Genomic DNA, 19,515 nt, shown 5'->3' with positions numbered 1-19,515 from the left:
CGAATACGCCGGAACCGCGCACCTGGCCCTCGTCGCCGACCCCAGCCTCCCCGACCTCGACGAACTCCCCACCCGCTGGCTCGCCGAACTCGACGCGCTCGAAGCGTAGCGCGGCGGGCGCGATTGACCGCTTAGAGGTCCTAACAAAGGCGTTGGACGTGTCGGTGGGTGATGAGACAGGTGGCGAGGCCGAGGAAGCTTCATGGATGTCGTCGCGTCGTTCCCAGCGGACACGAAGCCGCCGGAAGCCGTGGAGCCAGGAGATGGTGCGCTCGACGACCCAGCGGAAGATGCCCAGGCCGGAGCCGTGTGGCTGACCGCGTTCGGCGATCGCGGGCCGGATGCCGCGTTTCCACAGCAATCGCCGGTACTTGTCATGGTCGTAGCCGCGGTCCGCGAAGAGCATGTCTGGCCGTCTCCGCGGCCGCCCGACCGTGTCGGCCAGGGGTGGAATCTTGTCCAGCAGCGGGATCAGCTGAGTGACGTCATTGCGATTGCCGCCGGTCAGCGACACCGTGAGCGGGATGCCCTGCCCGTCGACAAGGACATGGTGCTTGCTGCCCGGCCGTGCGCGGTCGACCGGGCTGGGACCGCTTTTGGGCCCCGTCGGGCCGCCCGCACAGGGGAGGAGTCGATCACCGCCCTCGACCAGTCCAGCTGCTTCGCCGACCGCAGCTTCCTCAGCAGCACCACGTGCAGTTTCTCCCACACACCGGCCTCGTTCCAGGCGGCCAGACGCCGCCAGCACGTCATGCCCGAGCCGAAACCGAGCTCTTGGGGCAGGTACTCCCACTGGATGCCCGTGTACAGCACAAACAGGATCCCGCACAGGGCTTGTCGGTCCGGCACCCGCGGCCGACCCGTCACCAGCTTCGGCCCCGACTCGGGCAGTAACGGCTCGATGAGCGACCACAGTTCGTCCGACACGATCCACGGCCGCGACTGACGTTTCCCCACGACCAGACCAACGATCACCCAAGTCGAAAGTCACTTGATCAACAACTTCTGTTAGGACCTCTTATCCGGAAGCCCTCTGGCTCCCTTGGCCATTGGCGCGGTGCTGATGGTCATGGTCCACGCCGGAGGGCACACCTCCGGCGCCCACTACCCCTCCGCCGTAACCCTCGCCGTCCTCATCCACGGCAAGATCACCGCCACCGAAGCGGTCGGCTACTCCGCCGCGCAGTTGCTGGTCGCTGTCGTGGCCGCTCCCGTCACACGATGGGCCACGGCCCCCTACTCGGTGACGACCCTGTCCCTGGCCGGCCGTCAGCTCGCGGCGGCGCTGGGGTCGAGGGGCTGTTCGCCTTCGCCCTGGCGTACGTGGTCCTCAACGTCGCGACCCGTTCGAGCCACCCGGGCAACTCCTTCTACGGCCTGGCGATCGGCTTCACCGTGATGGCGGCCGCCGCTGCGGTGGGCGGTATGTCGGGGGGCGCTTTCAACCCGGTCGACGCCGCCGCCGCGAGCGTCATGGGCATGTTCGACTGGGCCCAGCTGTGGGTGTATCTCTTCGCGGGCGGCGCACTCGCGGGCCTCGTCTTCCTCGGCCAGAACCCCGGGACCGGGAGGCCCCGACGCCCGTCGCCCGCCGGGACGTCGACACGACCGTCCAGGCCTGACCATGACGACCACCGGCCCATACGGTGCAGCCCCTGCGGTTTCCCGATCCGGTTGCCGCCGCCGAAGGCGTGGTGTGGGCGTGCCGTGCACTGATTCCTCTCCCCACGCGCAGGCGGACCGACCGACAGGTCCCGGTGGGTATTCGCGATGCTCCCGTACGGGGCCGCAGCTCACGACCTCGTGCCCGGCGCCGTTCGCTGCGGGTTCCTCACGGCTCCGTCAGCAGGCCGGAGGAACGGCGCGGCCCGGTGATGCCTGCCGCAGTCGCGACTCGTTCGTCGGCTTCCGCGAGGGCGCGGTACAGGGTACGGGGCCGCCCTTGTCCTTGGGCGCGTGGGCGAAGACGGGGGAGTCGTCCTCGATGACCTCGCACCGGCCGCCGTGGCAGCCCTTGGCAGCGGCGGTGACTCGGCCTTCCGCGGTCTTCCCACGGATGTGGTTGCGGTCGAGTCGGGCGGCGACGGTGAGCACGGTGAAGAACATGACGCCCATGGCAGGGGAGGCCGTAGGTGTACGTGGTGGAGCACGGCACCCGCGTGGCCGCACCCCTCCGGAGCGGCCACGGGGGCCGTGCCGCTTCAGCGAACCATGGCTCACCGCCGCAGCCTGATCCAGGCCGCCGCGTCGGCCGGCAGGCTCTCGTCGCCGCATCGCACGCTCGTCAGCACCACTTTGCTGCCGGCCGGCAGCGGATACGGCTCGGTGCCGAAGTTCACCACGCAGGCGAAGCCGTTCCCGCGTTCGAAGAAAAGCACGCCTTCCGGCGCGTCGAGCCACCGGAAGGCATCTCCGGCCAGGCCGGGCTCGGATCTGCGGATGCGCAGCGCACGGCGGTGCAGCGCGAGGATCGAGTCGACGTCGGACCACAGCTCGGAGACTGCATACTTGGCGAACCACTCCGGTTGCGGCAACCACGGGGCCGCCGCGTCCGGCGGTGAGAAGCCGAAGGTGGCTGACTCCTGGGTCCACGGCAGCGGTACCCTGCAGCCGTCCCGGCCCGCGTCGACCCCGTTCGTCCGGATCCAGTTCGGGTCCTGGCGCGCGGCGTCGTCGAGATCGAGCACCTCGGGCAGCCCGAGTTCCTCACCCTGGTAGAGGTAACAAGAGCCGGGCAGCGCCAGCAGCGTCATGACCGCGGCGCGCGCCCGCCGCTCGCCCAGCGCCACATCGACCTCACCCCGGGGCCGGGTCAGCGCCACATGGGGATCGAGCGAGGCAGGGACGTCGTCGGGACGCGTGATGCCGTAGCGGGTGACAGTCCGGTGGACGTCGTGGTTGGCCAGCGTCCAGGTGATCGTGGCGCCGGTGGCGCCGATCGCGGTGATCGCCTGGTCGATCGACGTGCGCCAGCCGTTGGCGTCCCACCGCCGCTTGAGCAGGTCGAAGAAGAACGCCTGCGGCAGTTCGTCGGGGCGCAGATAGGCCGCGAGCGCTTCTGCCGTGGGTACCCATATCTCACCGACGAGGGTGAGCTCCCGGCCGGGCCCGTAGGAGTCGGCGATCCGCCGCCAGCTGCGGTGGATGTCGTGCACCTCCGGCCGGTCCCAGGCGTACGCGTTGAAGCCGGTGCCGGTCCAGTCCGGCAGCTCGGGGTGCTTATGGAGCCCGTTCGCCACGTCGATGCGGAAGCCGTCCACCCCGCGGTCGAACCAGAACCGCAGCACGTCCTCGAACAGGGCGGGGACGTCCGGATGGCGCCAGTTGATGTCCGCCTGCGCGGAGTCGAAGGAGTTCAGGTACCACTGCCCCGGGGTACCGTCCGGCTCGGTGATCCTGGTCCAGGCCGGGCCGCCGAACGAGGAGCGCCAGTTGTTCGGGGGCAGTTCGCCGGACACCCCCCTGCCGTCCCGGAAGTGGAACCGCTCCCGCTCCGGCGAGCCCGTTCCGGCGGACACCGCGGCGGTGAACCACGGGTGCCGGATCGCGCAGTGGTTGGGCACAAGGTCCAGCAGGACCTTGAGGCCGCGCTCGTGCGCCGCGGCGACGAACTCGTCGAACGAGGCCAGGTCGCCGTAATCCGGTTCGATGTCGGAGTAGTCGGCCACGTCGTACCCGTGGTCGGCCTGTGGTGAGGGGAAACAGGGATTGAGCCAGACCCCGTCGACCCCGAGGCCGACCAGGTAGTCCAAGCGAGAGGTGAGCCCCGCGAAGTCGCCGATGCCGTCGCCGTCGCCGTCGGCGAAGCTGCGGATGTAGACCTGGTAGATGACAGCGGTGCGCCACCAGGGTCTCTTATCCGGTACAACGGAATTCATGTGGTTTGTTGCCTCCTATCCTGAACATCCCCTGTGCTAAACCGAGTTAGCACGGTTACTGTGTAGCCCTCGTCATGTGGCTGTCAACACACGTGACCCGGATTCCGACAGGAGAGGCCCCATGCCAGCGTCCCGTGTCACGCTCGCAGACGTCGCGCGCCGGGCGGGCGTTTCGAGGACGACGGCGTCCTTCGTCATGTCCGACCGGACCGACATGCGTATCTCCGACGAGGCCCGTCAGCGGGTCCTCGCGGTGGCCGAGGAGCTCGGCTACCGGCCGAACCTCACGGCGCGAGGCCTGCGGACGACTGTCACCCGGACCATCGGCCTGATCTCGGACACCATCGCGACCACCCAGTTCGCCGGTGAGGTCATCCACGGCGCGCTCGACACCGCACTGGCCCACGACCACCTGCTCTTCGTCGTGGAGACCTCCGACGACCCGGCGGTGGAACAGCGGCTCATCGAGGGCATGCTCGACCGCCAGGTCGACGCCCTTGTCTACGCCACGATGTACACCCGTGTGGCGACGCCTCCGCCGGCTCTGGACGGTCGCCGCGTCGTGCTGCTCAACTCGCTCGACGAGACCTTCGACGGGCCGCGGGTGCTGCCGGACGAGCTGGCGGGCGGCCGGAACGCCGCCGCGGCACTGGTCCGAGCCGGTCACACCGACGGGATCTACTCGATCGGCGGCCGGCACCTGATTCCCGCCACGCCGGACGGCGCGTGGGCCGGCCGCCTCCGGATGCAGGGTGCCGAGGAGGTGCTCGCCGAGGCGGGGCTCGAACTGTCCGGCACCGTGGAGTGTGCCTGGGAGGCGGCGGACGGCTACGCCGCGGTGAGCGGCCTGCTGGAGACCGGGATTCGGCCGCGTGCGCTGATCTGTCTCACCGACCGTCTCACCCTCGGTGTCTACCAGGCCCTGCAGCAGGCAGGTCTGCGGATTCCCGAGGACGTGTCGGTGGTGTCGTTCGACGACTCCGCCCTCGCGTCCTGGCTCCGGCCCGGCCTCACCTCGGTCGCCCTTCCCCACTACGAACTCGGCAAAGCGGCGGTGGACCTGCTGCTGAACGGCGACCAGTCACGTGCGGTGCACCGGATCGACATGCCCATCCGTACACGGCAGTCCGTCGCACCGCCTGCCGCCGACCGTTCATGAGTGAGGAAACACGTCAGACGCACCGCGAGAACGACCGCCAGATGAAGCGCCAGTTGCACCGTCCGATGCACGTTCCGTGTCCCCGGGAGGTACAAGCACATGAGCCCTGAACTGTTCGTGGTCCTGGACGATGGAGAGCCGCCGGTACCTGTGGCCGGTTCCGGCGTCCAGGTCGACCTGTTGGCCACCGCCGAAGGCCTGCACATCAACGTGGCTGGCCCGGACCGCCCGTTGTCACGGGTGGCCGTACGCTGGCCGCACATGGCCTCCGCCGATCCCCTGGTCCTCGGTGACGCGTGGGAACGGTCCTACGGGGACCTCGGCTGGCAACGCCCCGACCCCGGCCGGCCACTGCCGTGGTCCTTCGTCCTGTACGACCGGACCGCCGGCGCTGCGATCGGCCGTGGCGTGCGGGTCCGCCCGAACACGTTCTGCCACTGGACGATCGAGCCGGGCTCGATCACCCTGTGGCTGGACTTCCGCAACGGCGGCTCGCCCGTCCGGCTGGGTGACCGGCTGCTGCACGCCGCCACGGTCGTCGAGGTCCAGGGTGACGAGGGCGAGTCGCCGTGGAGCGTACAGCGCCGGCTGGCCCGGGCGATGTGCGACGATCCGCTCCGCCCGTCCGAGCCGGTGGTGGGCAGCAACAACTGGTACTACGCCTACGGCGTGGACTTCGGCCCGAAGGAGATCCTGCGGGACGCGTCCATCATCGTGGAACTGGCCGACGGTCACCGGGTCAGGCCGTACACGGTCGTCGACGCCGGGTGGAGCCCTGGTGGCGACTGCCCGGGTGGGCCGTGGACGCACGGCATTCCGGGGCTGTTCGACGACATGCCGGGTCTCGCCGAGGAGATCGCTGCTCGTGGCGCCCGCCCGGGCATCTGGGTCCGCCCGACCGCGCTCTCCTTCGTCGACGACGAGTCCCGGCTGCGCGAGGGGCCGCGGCCGGCGGCGCAGCAACCGCTCGACCTCACCCTGGAGGAGAACCTGGAGACCATCCGCGCGAGCGTCGAGCGGTTGGTCGGATGGGGCTACGAGCTGGTCAAGCACGACTTCTCCACGTACGACGTGTTCGGCCGCTGGGGCTTCGAGTTCGGGCGGGCGATGACGGACGCCGGCTGGAGCTTCGCCGACAACTCCCTCACCAACGCCGAGATCCTCCTCCGGCTCTACCGCGTCCTGCGGGCGGCGGCGGGCGACGCGGTCCTGATCGGCTGCAACACCGTCGGTCACCTCGCGGCGGGCCTGGTCGAGCTGCAGCGCATCGGCGACGACACATCCGGCCGGGAGTGGGAACGGACGTTGAAGATGGGTGTCAACACGCTCCCCTTCCGGCTCGCTCAGCACGAGACCTTCTTCATGGCCGACGCGGACTGCGTGCCGTGCACACCGCAGACGCCGTGGGAGAAGAACCGTCAGTTCCTCGACCTGGTGGCCCGATCGGGCACGCCGCTGTTCCTCTCGGTGGACCCGGAGGGCCGCACACCGCAGGCCGACCGGGACATGCGGGCCGCGCTCCGGGTCGCCCTGGACGGCGGGACGCCCGGTGGCGTGGAGCCCCTCGACTGGCTGGAGACCCGGAGCCCGAGCCGGTACCGGGCCGGCTCGGAGACCGTCACGTACACCTGGACAGGCTGAGCACCTGGGCCGATCCGCCCTCCGTCCGCGCCCAGACGGAGGGCGGTCCGCGCTGCCCGAAACACTCCGAACGGCGGCGTGCACACCCGCCCTGACCAGCAAAAACCCCTTGTGAGCAAACGCTTGACAACCTAGTGAACAAGCAAGAGCCTTTCGGCACTCCGACCGCCGCTGGGGCAGGTCGGCAGACAGGTGGAGGGACCATGAGCGATCGACGCGGGTTTCTCAAGGCAGTAGCGACAGGGGCCGGAGCACTCGCTGCGGCGGGCACTCCGGTCGGCACGGCGCTGGCCGCGCCGGGCCGGCAGGAAGATGGCGGCAAGAGGCGGTCGACCGGTGAACCGCTGTGGCGACACGCGGCGGCAAGCGGCCTCCTGTATGGCGTGGGTGACCTGAAGTTCGAGCAGCTGGCCGATCCGGGCTACGACGCGATCGTCGCTCAGGAAGGCGTGCTGGCCACCCCGGGCGCGGACTTCCTGATGGACTTCGTCCGGACGGGGACCGGTCCGGACTACGGGTTCGACTGGAGCCGGACGGACCGCTGGGTGACGTACGCCCAGGAGAAGAAGATGCTCCTGTCCAACGTCGGCCACCTGGTGTGGCACGCGGTGCTGCCGGAGGGGATCGAGTCCGTCCTCACAGCGCAGAACGCGGAACAGGTGATGGTCGACCACGTCCAGACCGTCGCCAGACGTTATGCCAGGAAGGTCCACTCCTGGAACGTGGTCAACGAGACCGTGGAGCCGGTCTGGGGACACCCGGACGGGCTGCGCACCGAGTCGGTCTGGTACCAGAAGCTCGGCCCCGGATTCATCGAGACGGCGTTCCACGCCGCCCGCGAGGCCGATCCGACGGCGCTGCTGGTGCTCAACGAGTACGGCTTCGAGACCCATGTCGGCTACCAGAGCGAGACCGACAAGCGCCGGCACACACTGGCGCTGCTGGAGCGGCTCCTCGCCAAGGGGGTGCCGGTGGACGCGCTGGGAATCCAGGCGCACCTCGGACGGCCCGGCCCGGATCCGTCCGGGCCACGCGCCCTCATGGAGCGTTTCGACCAGGAGGCGTACCGGACCTTCCTGAGCGACGTAGCCAGCCTCGGACTGAAGATCATGTTCACCGAGGTGGAGGTGTCCGACATCGACACCCCGGTGGACTTCGCCACCCGGGACCGGATGATCGCCGAAGCGTACGAGCTGTTTCTCTCGGTAGCGCTCGACGAGCCGGCGGTGATCTCCGTGACCACCTGGGGCCTGGCGGACCAGCACTCCTGGCTCAACCAGCCGTGGACCGCCTGGCGCCGTGAGGACGGGCTGCCGCAGCGCCCGCTGCCGTACGACGACCAGTATCAGCGCAAGCCCGCCCGGGAGGCGATGGCACGTGCCTTCGACCGGGCACCGGCACACCAGCTGGGCACGGCCGCCCTGCCGATGCCCCGGAAGTACCGCAAGAAGCGGTGATCGCGGGCACTCGGAGGGCAAGGTGACAAGGAACAGCTGAGGCATGGAACCGACAGCGGAAGTGTCGCTCCCCAGCGTCACGGGGGTCGGTCTCCACCGGGAGACCGAGCTGCACATCAGCCGTGCCATCGTCCGTGGCGACTTCGCGCAGGGCGGTGCCCTGCCCACCGAATCAGTCCTGATCGGGCAGTTCGGGGTCAGCCGGGCCGTGATCCGGGCCGCGCTGCGCGGACTGGCCCAGCGCGGCATGGTGGACATGCGCCAGGGCCGTCGCACGACGGTACTGCCGGCCGACTCCTGGGACATTCCTCGACCCGGTCGTGCTGAGCGCACACCGCGACGAAGGACGGATCAGGCCGCTGGTGCGTGACGCGCTGCAGATACGATGCCGGCTCGAACCCGAGTCGGCGGCCGAAGCGACCAGGCGCAAGGACGACGCGCTGGTCGAGGACCTCGCCCAGCTCGTCGCCCGCATGGAAGACGCCTTCTCCGATCCTTCCGCCTTCCTCGTGGCCGATGTGGCCTTCCACGAGCGAATCGCCCGGGCCGCGGGTAACCGGGTACTCCTGCGGGTCATCGAAGCGATGCGTGAACCGGCCTACAGCGGAAGTGAGTTCACCAGCCAGACGCCGGCCGCCCTGAGGTCCGGCTTCGAAGACCACCTGCGGATTCACCGGGCCATCGCCGGGGGAGACCCGGAAACCGTGAGAAGCACGACGGCACGGCACGGCACATGAGCGACACGCTCCACCACCTGCCCGACAGCGCGACGGCCGGACAGACCCGTCCCGGCGCAAGTCTGTAGCAGGTCGCCCGAACACGACTCACCTTCCAGGTCCGACGCACCGGACTATTCCGCCCGCCTGCCCGCACGGATCTGGCCGGCGCACTTCACGGAGGAACCGATGACGCACCAACCACCGCTGCGCAGACGCAGCTTCCTGTCCGGCATGGGGCTGGCCGGACTCTCCGCACTCGGCGTCGGCACTCTCGCCGGCTGCTCCGGCGGCTCCGGCGGCTCCTTCGGACAGTTCACCTGGTCGACGTGGGGCGGCCCGAGCGAGGTGAGGCGGCTCAAGGAGTTCACAGAGGACTTCAACAAGCGCCACCCGAAGATACAGGCGCGCCTGGTCTCGGTACCGACCGACGGGTACCGCAGCAAGCTGCAGACCCAGCTCAGCGGCGGGGCCGCTCCCGACGTCTTCTACGCCAACGACGATCTGCTCTCCCGGCTCATACGCGACAAGACCGTCGCCCCGCTGCGCTCCCGGCTGGAAGGACCGGGCAGCAAGTCGCCCGTCAAGGACTTCTCCGAGGGGCTGTGGGGGGCCGCCAGGCAGGAGGACGGCGAAATTTACGGCGTCCCGGTCGACTGCAACCCGATCGTCATGTGGTTCAACAAGTCGGTACTGGCCGACGCGGGCGTCGGCGAAGAACCCACCCGGACCTTCGAGAGCGGGAACTGGAACCGCGATACCTTCCAGTCGGTGGCCGAGAAGATCCGCGACAACGGCAAGTCGGCCGCCGCGGTGGGCAGTGACTGGCTGGGTGTCTATGCCTGGCTCACCGCCGGCGGCGGAAAAGTCTACGACGAGGACTCCTTCGTCGCCCACGAGGACCCCAAGTCCGTGGAGGCCTTCGAGTGGCTCCACGAGATGCTGGAGTCGAAGACCTTCACCTACATCGGCAGCCTGCCCGAGGGACAGGGGCAGGAAGCCCTGTTCATGTCGAACAACGTGGGGTTCGCCACGGGGGTCGGCCGCTGGCTGCTGCCGGTCATCTCGGAGAGCAGCGGCCTGGAGTACGACATCGTCCCCTATCCGTCGGCGGACGGCAGCCTTCCCTCGACGCCGATGGCCACGGCCTACATGGCGATCAACGCCAAGGCAGTGAAGAAGGAGGAGGCATTCCAGTTCCTCACCGACTTCGTCTCCGTGGCGGGCCAGCGGTTCCGGCTCGCCGGCGCCGGCAACGCCGTGCCGAGCATCGAGGGCGCGGAGGACGTGCTGGCGGAGAGCGACACCCCGGAGACGGTGCAGTACTGGTTCGATCTGCGGGCCAAGGGCTACTCCTTGCCGATTCCCGAGGCGCGGACTCCGGGGCTCAGTGACGCCATATCCCGGAAGATCGACGTGCTCTGGACCGGTGGTGGCGGCAATGCCCGCGCCGCGTTGCGGGACATCGGCGAGAACGCGAACCGGATGATCACAGAAGCGGGCGCTTGAGCCGCCGCCAGGAGAGGAGAGTCGTGCCGAAAACCTCCCGTCTGCGGCCGCGCAGGCTGGCGGACTGGGGCTGGGGCCTCGCTTTCGTGGGGCCCCAGCTCGTAGGACTTCTCGTGTTCGTGCTCGGGCCACTGATCTTCGCGATGGTGCTGAGCCTGATGGAATGGAACGCAGGAGGAACGCAGCGATTCGTCGGTCTGGAGAACTTCGAGGGCCAGTTCCGGAGCGAGGAGTTCTGGGCAGCGCTGCGGAACACGGGCTATTTCACTCTGCTGGTCGTCCCCGGTGACCTGGTGTGCTCACTGCTGGTGGCGCTGGCGCTGAACAACGTGCGGGGCCGGGTGGTCTACCGGTTGCTGTTCTTCATGCCCGTCGTGGCCAGTTCTGTCGCCGTCTCCGTCGTGTGGCTGTGGCTGCTGAACGGCGAGTTCGGACCGCTCAACAGCTATCTGCGGGACTGGTTCGGCATTGATCCGCCCAACTGGCTCGTCGATCCCGACTGGGTGATCCCGGCGATCGTCCTCGTGAGTCTGTGGCGCGGTATCGGCTTCACCATGGTGATCTTCCTCGCCGGCCTGCAGTCGATTCCCGCGATGCTGACCGAGGCCGCCGAGATCGACGGCGCGTCGTCACTGCAGCGCTTCTGGCACGTGACGCTGCCCATGCTGTCTCCGACGATCCTCTTCCTCGCCGTGACCTCGATCATCGGCTCTTTCCAGGTGTTCGACCTGGCGTACGTAATGACACAGGGGGGTCCGGGAAACGCCAGCAGAACGCTGGTCTTCCACGTCTACGACCTGGCCTTCGTGGGGTTCGACTTCGGTGCCAGCGCGGCAGCGGGGGCCGTGCTCTTCGTGATCCTCCTGGTTCTCACCCTGGCCCAGCTGTGGGCGCAGCGTCGCTGGGTCCACTACGACGAATAGACGAACAGAGAATTGAGGAAGTACAGAAGTGACGCCTCGTTCCGACAAAGCCGTGGGATCGGCCGCGAAGCACCTTTTCCTGGGCGGCGCGGCTCTCCTCATGCTGCTGCCCTTCGTGTGGATGGTCCTCAGCGCGTTCAAGGACTTCTCACAAGTCTTCGTCGTTCCGCCGCAGTGGATTCCGGATCCGATGCACCCGAGCAACTTCGTCGACGCCTGGGAAGCGCTGCCCTTCGGACGGGCATACATCAACAGCGTCTACATCACCGTGACGATCGTCGTCGTCCAGCTGCTCACCTGCGCGATGGCGGCCTACGCCTTCGCCAGAATTCGGTTCCCGTTCCGCGGCGGGCTGTTCGTGCTCTTCCTCGCGACGTTGATGGTGCCGACCCAGCTGACCATCATTCCTCTCTACCTGGTCATGAGGGAGATCGGCTGGCTGGACACCCACTGGTCGATCATCGTGCCGTCGGCGCTCTTCAACGCGTTCGGCGTTTTCATGCTACGGCAGTTCATCCGGGGTCTGCCGACATCGCTGGAGGAAGCCGCCACCATCGACGGTGCGAGCCGGTGGAAGACGTTCTGGCTGATCGTCTTCCCGCTGCTGCGGGCGCCCATGTCGGCGCTCGGCATATTCAGCTTCATGATCCAGTGGAACAACTTCTTCGGGCCGCTGATCTTTCTCAGCACACCGGAGAAGTTCACCGTGCCCGTTCTCGTCGCGCAGTTCAAAGGCCAGCACACGACGGACTTCCCGCTGATGATGGCCGCCGCGGCGCTGGCCGTCATACCCCCGCTGATCGTGTTCCTGCTACTGCAGCGGTACATCATCGAAGGTGTCGCCCTGACGGGCCTCAAGCGCTGAACCACCGGCCACGAGTGGCTGCCGGCGCTGCGTCCGGCCGCACGCCGGGCGACCCGACGCCTGCCGACACTCACCTCTCGCTCATCACCTGTCACCGTGGAGGGAACATCACCGTGCCCCGACCCGCCGTCGCAGCATTCCCCCGGCGCACCGTCCACCTGGATTTCCACACCGGGCCGGATGTGCCCGGCATCGGTGCCGACTTCGATGCCGACGAGTTCGCCGAGACCATGGTTCGCGCGCACGTGGACAGCGTCACGGTCTTCGCCAAGTGCCATCACGGGCACCTGTACTACGACACCGCCCACCCGGCGCGGCACCCGTCCCTGCCGGCCGGCCGCGACCTGCTCGGCGAGCAGATGGAGGCACTGCGCCGACGGGGCATCCGGGCGCCCGTCTACCTCAGTGTGCAGGTGGACGAGTTCGCGGCGAACACCCACCCGGAGTGGCTCGCTCAGGACGAGGAACTGCGTACGGTCAAGTGGGCCGGGCCGGTACAGGGCGGAGGGACTGCGTTCGAGGCCGGCTGGCAGATCCTCGACATGTCCAGTGGATACCAGGAGTACCTGGTCGAACAGGTCGAGGAGGTCCTGCGCCGCTACGGTCCGGTCGACGGCATGTTCTTCGACATGTGCTGGGACCAGCCAAGCTGTTCGCCGGCGGCCGTCGCCGCGATGCGTCGGGCCGGGCTGGACCCGCGCGATCCGAAGGCCCGGGCCCGGCACGCCCGCACCGTGGCGCTGGAGTACATGGCACGGCTGCGCGACCTGGTCGAGCCGCGCCTGGCGCCCACGGCGGGGCAGAGCGCGTGGTTCAACTCCCGGCCTCGCCTGAATCTGCACCAGGAGGCCGAACTGCTGCGCCACGTGGAGATCGAGGCACTGCCGACCGGCGGCTGGGGTTACGCCTACCTGCCTTACGTCGCCCGGTTCGTCCGGCCGCTGGGCCTGCCCACCCTCGGCTTCACCGGCCGCTTCCACCGGAGCTGGGGAGACAACGCCGCCCTCAAACCGCGTGCGGCGCTGACGTACGAGTGCTGCCAGATGCTGAGTCTTGGGCTGAGTTGCGGCATCGGTGACCTTCTCCACCCCCGGGGCCGCACCGACGAGGCGGTGTACGACCTCATCGGCTCGACGTACGCCTACCTCAAGCGCTGTGAGCCGTTTGTCGCCGGCGGCACCGTCCTCTCCGAGGTCGCCGTCGTCGTCGACCCCGAACTGGGCGACCGCCCTGGGCCGTCGGGCCTGGGCACCGTACGGGCGCTGCAGCAGCTGCGCCAGCAGTTCGACCTCGTCCCGCCCGGCACCCGCCTTGGCCCGTACCGGCTGGTCGTCGTGCCCGACAACAGTACCGTGGACGCCGCGCTCGCCGCGCAACTGCGGCGCTACGTCGCCGACGGAGGCGCGCTGATCGTGGTAGGGCGGGCGCTCGTCGACGGCGAGGGCACGCCGGTCATCCCCGAGCTGGGCATCGAGGCCGCCGGCGAGTCCCCGTACCGCCACGTCTTCCTCCGCTCGCTCGCCGGGGGCACGGCGACCGAGGGCTTCGACACGGTCGTGTACGACCGGGGCCTGCGGATCCGCCCGGTCGGCGGCGCACAAGTCCTGTACGGCGTCGTCGAGCCCTACTTCGAACGGGACTACGCCCGGTTCAGCGGCCATGACTACACCCCGCCGGACACCCTGTCCGAGTGGGCGGCGGTGGTCCGCAACGGCCGGGTGGTCAGCATCGCGGTGCCCCTGCTGGAGTCCTTCGGCCGGCACGGCAACGAGCCCTACCGCCGCCTCCTCGGCGAGATTATCGACGCTTTGTTGCCCGATCCCCTGATCCGGGCCACCGGCCCCGTACACCTGGAGACCACCGTCGTCCGCACCGACGACTCGACAGTCGTCCACGTGCTCAGCTTCCTGCCCAGTCGGCACGCGGACGACGTGGACCTCGTCCACGACCCGTTTCCGCTGGTCGACGTGGAGGTGAGCGTCCGGACGGCGAGGGAGCCCGCGCGCGTGTCGCTGCAACCCGCCGGCGAGGAACCGGCGTGGAGCTACCGCGACGGCTACGTCCACGCCCAGGTGACGGCCCTCGACGGTCACGCCATGCTCGTGCTCGACGACCAGGTTCCACCACCCCGGTCCTGAGAGGCGCGCCCCTTTCTCCCTGGCCGGCCCCGGTCGGCCAGGGGGCGTCGGATCTGGTAACCGTGACGGGGCAGGGCTAGGAACCGGGGAGCGTCCCGGCCGGAGGCGGGAGTTCTCCGGGCGGGCGCCCGCGCGGCGGGGCTCGCCGCTCACCCCCGCCATGACCCCGAGGTCGTGCCGTACCCCGAACGCGCGTGACCTCCCGCAGCCAGCCGGTGACGGCGCCCGAGGTGGCCATGCCCCCGGCCAGGCAATATGTCCCGGGGAACGCGCCGTGCGTGCACCACAGCGGCGCGCCGGGCGCCGGCTCGGTCAGCACGTTGACGAGGAACATCGTCGTGCCGTCCACCAGCATCGGCTCGCCCGGCGCGGTGGCCCCGGCCGCCGTCGCCTCCGCCCAGGCGTCGACGGTACCGGCGATGACCGGCGTACTCACAGGTGTGCCGGTCGCGGCCGACGCCTCGGGGGCCACTTCGCCCGCGCGGGGCCGACGCCGTAGAGGAGGGCGGGCCGCAGCGGCACGTCGCCGTCACCGGCCGGCAGCAGGCAGGGGCCGATGCCACTGACACCGACGGCGGCGGGCCGTTCGCCTGCCGGGAAGAAGGGGAGGAGTTCCCCGGCCAGGGCGGTGAAGTCCCGCCACCCCGCCTCCAGCGCATCGTGCTCGGCCCAACCCGGCCGTGGGCCGGCGGGTGGCGTGCTCACGGGACGCCTGCGCGAGCAGGGGGCCGTCGGAGCGGACGAGCACACCCTTGGGGCCGGAGGTGCCGATGCCGATGCCGAGGAGCGTGGGCATGGCGGTCTTTTGCCTCCCTGCGGTGGGTCAGGCCGCGCTGCCGAATCCGTCGTAGCGGATGCCGAGGTGGCGGCACACCTCCCGCAACTCGGCCACGTGGTCGCCAGGAACGGCGTGGATGTGGTTGGACCCGAAGCGGGCCAGGAAGTCGCCGGCGGGGGCGTCCAGGCGGGTGAAGGCATGCGGCCACTCGTAGGTCGAGGCGCGCATGAGGCGTTCGTTGGTGGCGTCATCGTAGGTCTCGAACGCCCCGCGCATCACGTGCATGCGGTACGTCCCGTCCTCGCGGGTCTTCCTCGGACTTTCCGCCGACAGCGGACTCAGCCCAACCTGCCGCGAGTGATCAGCTTCCCGGTCAGTGAGCGTAGGCGGTCGGCGCGAGAAAGCGCTGCATGACGCGGGCGACGACCCCGCCGGGCGTGCACCCTCGGCGTTGTTGGAGACCGAGCTGCCCCTTGAGGCTCTCATTGATCGATTCGATGATCCGCCGCAACGGCTTGAACAGTGGCGCGCCGGGTTGCTCCGGCTCGCCTTTGTGGGCCGGCCGCTGGCCGGGATGGCCAACTGCGGTCCGTGCGGCGAACTCGGGTTGCTTGTTGCCCGGAAAGCTGGGGCCTCGGGAAGAGACACACCTCGCTCCCCGACCCGACTGGAACGGTCACGATCCGAACCGAGGGCTCAGCCTCAGAGCCGAACCGCCCAGGGCCGGACGGACAGGAGCAGTGGTACGGCGACCAGAGCTATCACGGCGTGATAAGTCGCCAGCCGACGGCCCCGGTGGCAAGAGTCCAAGCGGCGACTTGGCTCGTCTTACACCACTCAAGTGGCCATTCCTGACGGTCGGTAAGGGCTGATGGAGCTGCCGCAGCAGGTGAGGTTATCCAAGAGGGCAGCTGGGCCCGGGTACGTGCGAAGTGGCGCGGGCCCAGCTCTCAGCGCCAGTCCTGTCAGGAGGCGCACCCACCGTATGTGCGTAGCAGTAGAGACTGATACCCGGACAGGGCAAATGAGGGATCGTGCATCTGATTGCCGGGGAGCCTCGCTCGGATCCCTCACTGCCCCGGTGGCGTGGGCGCGCTTCGAAAGGACCCGCTTCGCTTCAGACACAGAACACAGTGCCTACGGCGAACTTGCCTGGACTTTGGACCAGGAAGTACTGAAACCGTGGGCCCTCCGCCACAGGCCTTCAATCAGCGGGACCGCACGGTGTTCAAATTCGCGCTTACCAGCCTTGTCGTCTGGTGTTCCTCGCCCAGCACCCGCACGCTGTCGGCGAGGGCCCGCTCAAGGAGCGGTATCGCCCGCCCCAGATCCCCGGCCGCCTCGTATGCGGAGGCGAGGTTGTTGCGAGAGATCAGGGTGTCGGGGTGGTCCTCGCCCAGCACCCGCACACGGTCGGTAAGAGTCCGCTCAAGGAGCGGTATCGCCCGCCCCAGATCCCCGGCCGCTTTGTAGGCAAGGGCAAGGTTGTTGCGGGAGGCCAAGGTGTTGGGGTGGTCCTCGCCCAGCACCCGCACACGGTCGGTAAGAGTCCGCTCAAGGAGTGGGACCACTCGCCCCAGATCCCCGGCCGCCTCGTAGGCGTAGGTGAGGTTGTTGCGGGAGGTCAGGGTGTGCGGGTGGTCCTCGCCCAGCACTCGCACGCTGTCGGCGAGAGTCTGCTCGTACAGGGGTATCGCCCGGTCCAGATCCCCGGCCGCCTTGTAGGCAAGGGCAAGGTTGTTGCGGGAGGTCAGGGTGTTGGGGTGGTCCTCGCCCTGCACTCGCACGCTGTCGGCCAGGTTGCTTTCGAAGAGCGGGATCGCCCGGCCCAGATCACCGGCCGAACGGTAAGCACTGGCGAGGTTGTTGCGGGTGGTCAGCGTGTGGGGGTGGTCGTTGCCCAGTACTCGCACTCGGTCGGTCAGGGTGCTCTCGTAGAGCGGAATGGCCCGGTCCAAGTCCCCTGTCGCCTGATAGGCGTTGGCGAGTTTGTTGCGGGAGAGCAGCGTGTGGGGGTGGTCCTCGCCCAGGAGCCGTACATGACTGGTGTATGCGCGGTGGAGGTGTTCTGCAGCGCGGGTGATCAGTCCCTGCTCGCGAAGGAAGTCCCCGGCCTGGAGGAGAAGGCTCACGGTGATCTCGGTGTCGAGACGGGCGGGAGCGTGTTCGGCGAGGGCATCGACGTGGGGCGCCAGAGTCAGGCACTGCGGCCATGTCCGGGAGGAGGTGAAGTCGTTCGGGAATGCCGTGTTGAGGCAGGCAGCGGCGTGGTCGCGTGCCCGGTCGATGTCGGCTGTCTGGCGGTGGGGGTCGTCGGGGTCGGGGGTGCGGGCGAGGGCCTGGACGAGTCGATGGACGGCGAGTTCGCCTTCACCGGTGGTGGTGATCATGCTGTAGGCGAGGAGGCGGCCGATGGCTTTGGTGAGCGCCGGAGCCGGTGCAAGGTCGTTGAGCAGGGGGCGGGGGATGCCGTTGGGGGCGTACCAGGCCAGGATACGCAGGATCTCGCCCGCGAGGGGGGTGTCGGTGAGCCGGTCGAGGGTGATGCGCCAGATCCGGGCGACGGTGCGGGCGGTGTCGCCTCCTTCGGCGGTGTCGGCGAACAGGTCCGCCGGTGACTCGGCGAGCATCCGCAGGTAGGTGCGGGGTGGGGTGGCGGTCTCGGCGCAGTAGGAAGCGGCCTGCTCCACGGCCAGCGGCAGGTGGCCGAGTTCCACACAGAGCTCAGTGACGCCGTCGATGGCGCCGGGGCGGGTGGGGTTCAGGATGCGGGTGAACAGGTCGAGGGCCTCACCTTCGGCCAGGACGTCCAGGCGCAAGGTGGTGGCGGTGGCGTGCCAGCCGGTGGCACGGCGGGTGGTGATCAGGAACCGGCCCCTCCCGGCGCGGTCGAGGAGGGGCCGGATGTGGTCGAGGTGGTCGACGTTGTCCAAAACGATCAGCCAGCCCTCGTGGGCGGCCAGCCACTGCAGCGCCCGCTCCACGAGGAACTCTTCGGGCAGCCCGGTCAGGGCGGGCTGCAGGGCGCGGGCCAGGTCGGCAAGGCCGGTGTCCACCGCGGCCCGGCTCTCGGCGGTGATCCACCAGCGGGGGTGGCCGGTGAAGCGGTGGACGGCCCAGTGCGCGGCGAGAGTCGACTTCCCGATCCCGCCCAGCCCGTGCACCGCCTGCACCACCACACCACCCGGGGCCGCGAACGCGGCATCCAAGGCATCCAGCGCCTCGGTACGGCCGACGAACAGCCCCGTGCCCGGCACATTGCGCAAGCCCGCCGACGCCGGCACATCAGCGGCGGGGCCGTACGCCTCCGGCGGCAGCACCACACCGTTCTCCACATGCAGGGCGACAGAGTTCACCAGGTCACGGCCGGCGGCGTTCGCACCCCTGCTCGCCTCGACCCTGGGCGCGGCTTCCGCCCCGGGCGCGGCCCTGGCCTTGGCCACGGCCTCGTCGTTGTTACGGCGCTCGAAGAGCGGCATCACGCACCCTTGTGCGCACTCGAGCCGTCGATGTCCCCGCCGGCCGCATTCGACCCACCGCTCGCCGAAATCCCACCACCACCCTCCGGCACGACCGGGGCCCGGGTCGTGTCACGCGCCGTGGCGCTGCGGATGTTTCCACCGGCGGCGTTCGACCCGCCCTGCGCACGCACCGGTACAGGCCCCGCAACCGGGACCCGGAGTATCGCGTAGACCGACACTCCCAACGCGGCCAGACCCGCAACGGCGCCCACCACACTCGCCAGCCGGTCCGCCGTATCCAGATCCCCGGCCACCACCAGTACGGTCAAAGTAACCGTGGCCACCGCGCCCAAGACCGCCAACGCCCACCACACGACCCGCCGCCACCCCGTCATGGCTCCATCATCACCCCACTCCCGTGATCAAATCTCGGCTCCGTTCAAAAACAAAGCGGCTCCCACTGCACTCGACTTCCCCAAGACGAGCAACTGCAGGATGCCGGACGGCCAAAATGGCCCACTGGAGATGTGTACGGTGTTCTGTCCGGGGAGGTTGTGGACGGGTGATGCAGGTCTCGGCTGAGAGATCTTGAACGGGTGAGGGCCTTCCGGGTTCGGCGCGGATTGCGACATCCGCACCGACCAGAAAGGCCCTCGTGCCTCACCGTAATGCACCCCTGACCGAGACCGGACGCCTCCGCCTGGCCCGCTGCGTGGTGGAGGAGGGCTGGCCTCTGCGCCGGGCCGCCGAACGCTTCCAGGTCTCGCCCACCACGGCTCAGCGATGGGCCGCCCGCTACCGTGAGCGGGGCGAGGCCGGGATGAGGGACCGCTCCTCCCGCCCGCACCACAGCCCTTGCCGGACACCGACCCGCACCGAACGGCGCATTACTGACTTGCGCTCGTCGGGGTGAATTCTCGCGAAGTCCCTGGGGGGTGTGGGTGGATGGCTGTATCCGTGGTGTATGAGATACGCGGATGGGGGCGGGTT

Annotated in this window: 16 protein-coding genes and 4 pseudogenes; 12 read left to right on the top strand and 8 right to left on the bottom strand. The window is 69.1% G+C overall.

Annotated features, from left to right (window positions below; translation table 11 throughout):
* Window positions 1-143 precede the first annotated feature (143 nt).
* Window positions 144-930 (bottom strand): annotated as a pseudogene (locus ABD374_RS32575) (IS5 family transposase); the annotation flags it as partial.
* 133 nt (window positions 931-1,063) lie between these two features.
* Here ABD374_RS32575 and ABD374_RS32570 point away from each other — a divergent pair.
* Window positions 1,064-1,186, top strand: a pseudogene (locus tag ABD374_RS32570) (aquaporin); the annotation flags it as partial.
* Window positions 1,187-1,221: 35 nt separating this feature from the next.
* Window positions 1,222-1,716, top strand: a complete 495-nt coding sequence (locus ABD374_RS32565) for an aquaporin (protein WP_344500410.1) — start codon at window positions 1,222-1,224, stop codon at window positions 1,714-1,716.
* A gap of 126 nt (window positions 1,717-1,842) precedes the next feature.
* Here ABD374_RS32565 and ABD374_RS32560 read toward each other — a convergent pair whose 3' ends face one another.
* Both ABD374_RS32560 and ABD374_RS32555 read right to left on the bottom strand, forming a co-directional pair.
* Window positions 1,843-2,106 (bottom strand): hypothetical protein, encoded by a 264-nt coding sequence (locus tag ABD374_RS32560; protein ID WP_344500408.1) that lies wholly within the window; start codon window positions 2,104-2,106, stop codon window positions 1,843-1,845.
* 110 nt (window positions 2,107-2,216) lie between these two features.
* The gene (locus ABD374_RS32555; protein WP_344500406.1) at window positions 2,217-3,878 is read right to left on the bottom strand and encodes a glycoside hydrolase family 13 protein; all 1,662 of its coding nucleotides are present in this window, start codon (window positions 3,876-3,878) and stop codon (window positions 2,217-2,219) included.
* A 121-nt stretch (window positions 3,879-3,999) separates the two neighbouring features.
* Here ABD374_RS32555 and ABD374_RS32550 point away from each other — a divergent pair, with 121 nt between their 5' ends.
* The 9 genes from ABD374_RS32550 to ABD374_RS32510 all read left to right on the top strand — a co-directional run bounded on the left by ABD374_RS32550 (window position 4,000) and on the right by ABD374_RS32510 (window position 14,286).
* A complete protein-coding gene (locus ABD374_RS32550) occupies window positions 4,000-5,037 on the top strand; it encodes a LacI family DNA-binding transcriptional regulator (protein WP_344500404.1) in 1,038 nt (345 codons plus the stop codon).
* 99 nt (window positions 5,038-5,136) lie between these two features.
* Window positions 5,137-6,678, top strand: a complete 1,542-nt coding sequence (locus ABD374_RS32545; RefSeq protein WP_344500402.1) for an alpha-amylase family protein — start codon at window positions 5,137-5,139, stop codon at window positions 6,676-6,678.
* A 383-nt stretch (window positions 6,679-7,061) separates the two neighbouring features.
* The gene (locus ABD374_RS32540; protein WP_344500400.1) at window positions 7,062-8,135 is read left to right on the top strand and encodes an endo-1,4-beta-xylanase; all 1,074 of its coding nucleotides are present in this window, start codon (window positions 7,062-7,064) and stop codon (window positions 8,133-8,135) included.
* 43 nt (window positions 8,136-8,178) lie between these two features.
* A complete protein-coding gene (locus ABD374_RS32535) occupies window positions 8,179-8,505 on the top strand; it encodes a FadR/GntR family transcriptional regulator (protein ID WP_344500398.1) in 327 nt (108 codons plus the stop codon).
* Window positions 8,498-8,872 (top strand): FadR/GntR family transcriptional regulator, encoded by a 375-nt coding sequence (locus ABD374_RS32530; protein ID WP_344500396.1) that lies wholly within the window; start codon window positions 8,498-8,500, stop codon window positions 8,870-8,872. The genes ABD374_RS32535 and ABD374_RS32530 overlap by 8 nt, the downstream gene beginning before the upstream one ends.
* Before the next feature lie 168 nt (window positions 8,873-9,040).
* Complete coding sequence (locus tag ABD374_RS32525) at window positions 9,041-10,360, top strand: ABC transporter substrate-binding protein (RefSeq protein WP_344500394.1); 1,320 nt, start codon at window positions 9,041-9,043, stop codon at window positions 10,358-10,360.
* Window positions 10,361-10,383: 23 nt separating this feature from the next.
* Window positions 10,384-11,283, top strand: a complete 900-nt coding sequence (locus tag ABD374_RS32520; RefSeq protein ID WP_344500392.1) for a carbohydrate ABC transporter permease — start codon at window positions 10,384-10,386, stop codon at window positions 11,281-11,283.
* 28 nt (window positions 11,284-11,311) lie between these two features.
* Entirely contained in the window at window positions 11,312-12,148 is an 837-nt protein-coding gene (locus tag ABD374_RS32515; RefSeq protein WP_344500391.1) for a carbohydrate ABC transporter permease, read from the top strand.
* Window positions 12,149-12,261: 113 nt separating this feature from the next.
* Window positions 12,262-14,286: an alpha-L-fucosidase gene (locus ABD374_RS32510; protein ID WP_344500389.1), complete on the top strand. Its 2,025-nt coding sequence runs from the start codon at window positions 12,262-12,264 to the stop codon at window positions 14,284-14,286.
* Between the two features lie 76 nt (window positions 14,287-14,362).
* Here ABD374_RS32510 and ABD374_RS32505 read toward each other — a convergent pair whose 3' ends face one another.
* From ABD374_RS32505 to ABD374_RS32490, 5 genes and pseudogenes are all read right to left on the bottom strand, one after another.
* Window positions 14,363-14,722 (bottom strand): hypothetical protein, encoded by a 360-nt coding sequence (locus tag ABD374_RS32505; protein ID WP_344500387.1) that lies wholly within the window; start codon window positions 14,720-14,722, stop codon window positions 14,363-14,365.
* The gene (locus ABD374_RS32500) at window positions 14,719-14,991 is read right to left on the bottom strand and encodes a hypothetical protein (RefSeq protein WP_344500385.1); all 273 of its coding nucleotides are present in this window, start codon (window positions 14,989-14,991) and stop codon (window positions 14,719-14,721) included. Before ABD374_RS32500 ends, ABD374_RS32505 begins: the two co-directional genes overlap by 4 nt.
* A gap of 118 nt (window positions 14,992-15,109) precedes the next feature.
* Window positions 15,110-15,397, bottom strand: coding sequence for a hypothetical protein (locus tag ABD374_RS32495; RefSeq protein ID WP_425577408.1), 288 nt, complete (start codon window positions 15,395-15,397; stop codon window positions 15,110-15,112).
* Window positions 15,398-15,449: 52 nt separating this feature from the next.
* Window positions 15,450-15,629: pseudogene (locus ABD374_RS34810) on the bottom strand (IS982 family transposase); the annotation flags it as partial.
* Window positions 15,630-16,272: 643 nt separating this feature from the next.
* Window positions 16,273-18,543, bottom strand: coding sequence for a tetratricopeptide repeat protein (locus ABD374_RS32490; RefSeq protein ID WP_344500381.1), 2,271 nt, complete (start codon window positions 18,541-18,543; stop codon window positions 16,273-16,275).
* 637 nt (window positions 18,544-19,180) lie between these two features.
* Here ABD374_RS32490 and ABD374_RS32485 point away from each other — a divergent pair.
* Window positions 19,181-19,426 (top strand): annotated as a pseudogene (locus ABD374_RS32485) (leucine zipper domain-containing protein); the annotation flags it as partial.
* Between the last annotated feature and the right edge of the window lie 89 nt (window positions 19,427-19,515).

It is taken from the genome of Streptomyces enissocaesilis (genome assembly GCF_039533765.1).
In the GTDB taxonomy this organism is placed as follows: domain Bacteria; phylum Actinomycetota; class Actinomycetes; order Streptomycetales; family Streptomycetaceae; genus Streptomyces; species Streptomyces enissocaesilis.
Note: the sequence above shows the minus strand (reverse complement) of the source record. Positions and strands in the feature narration are given on the sequence as shown.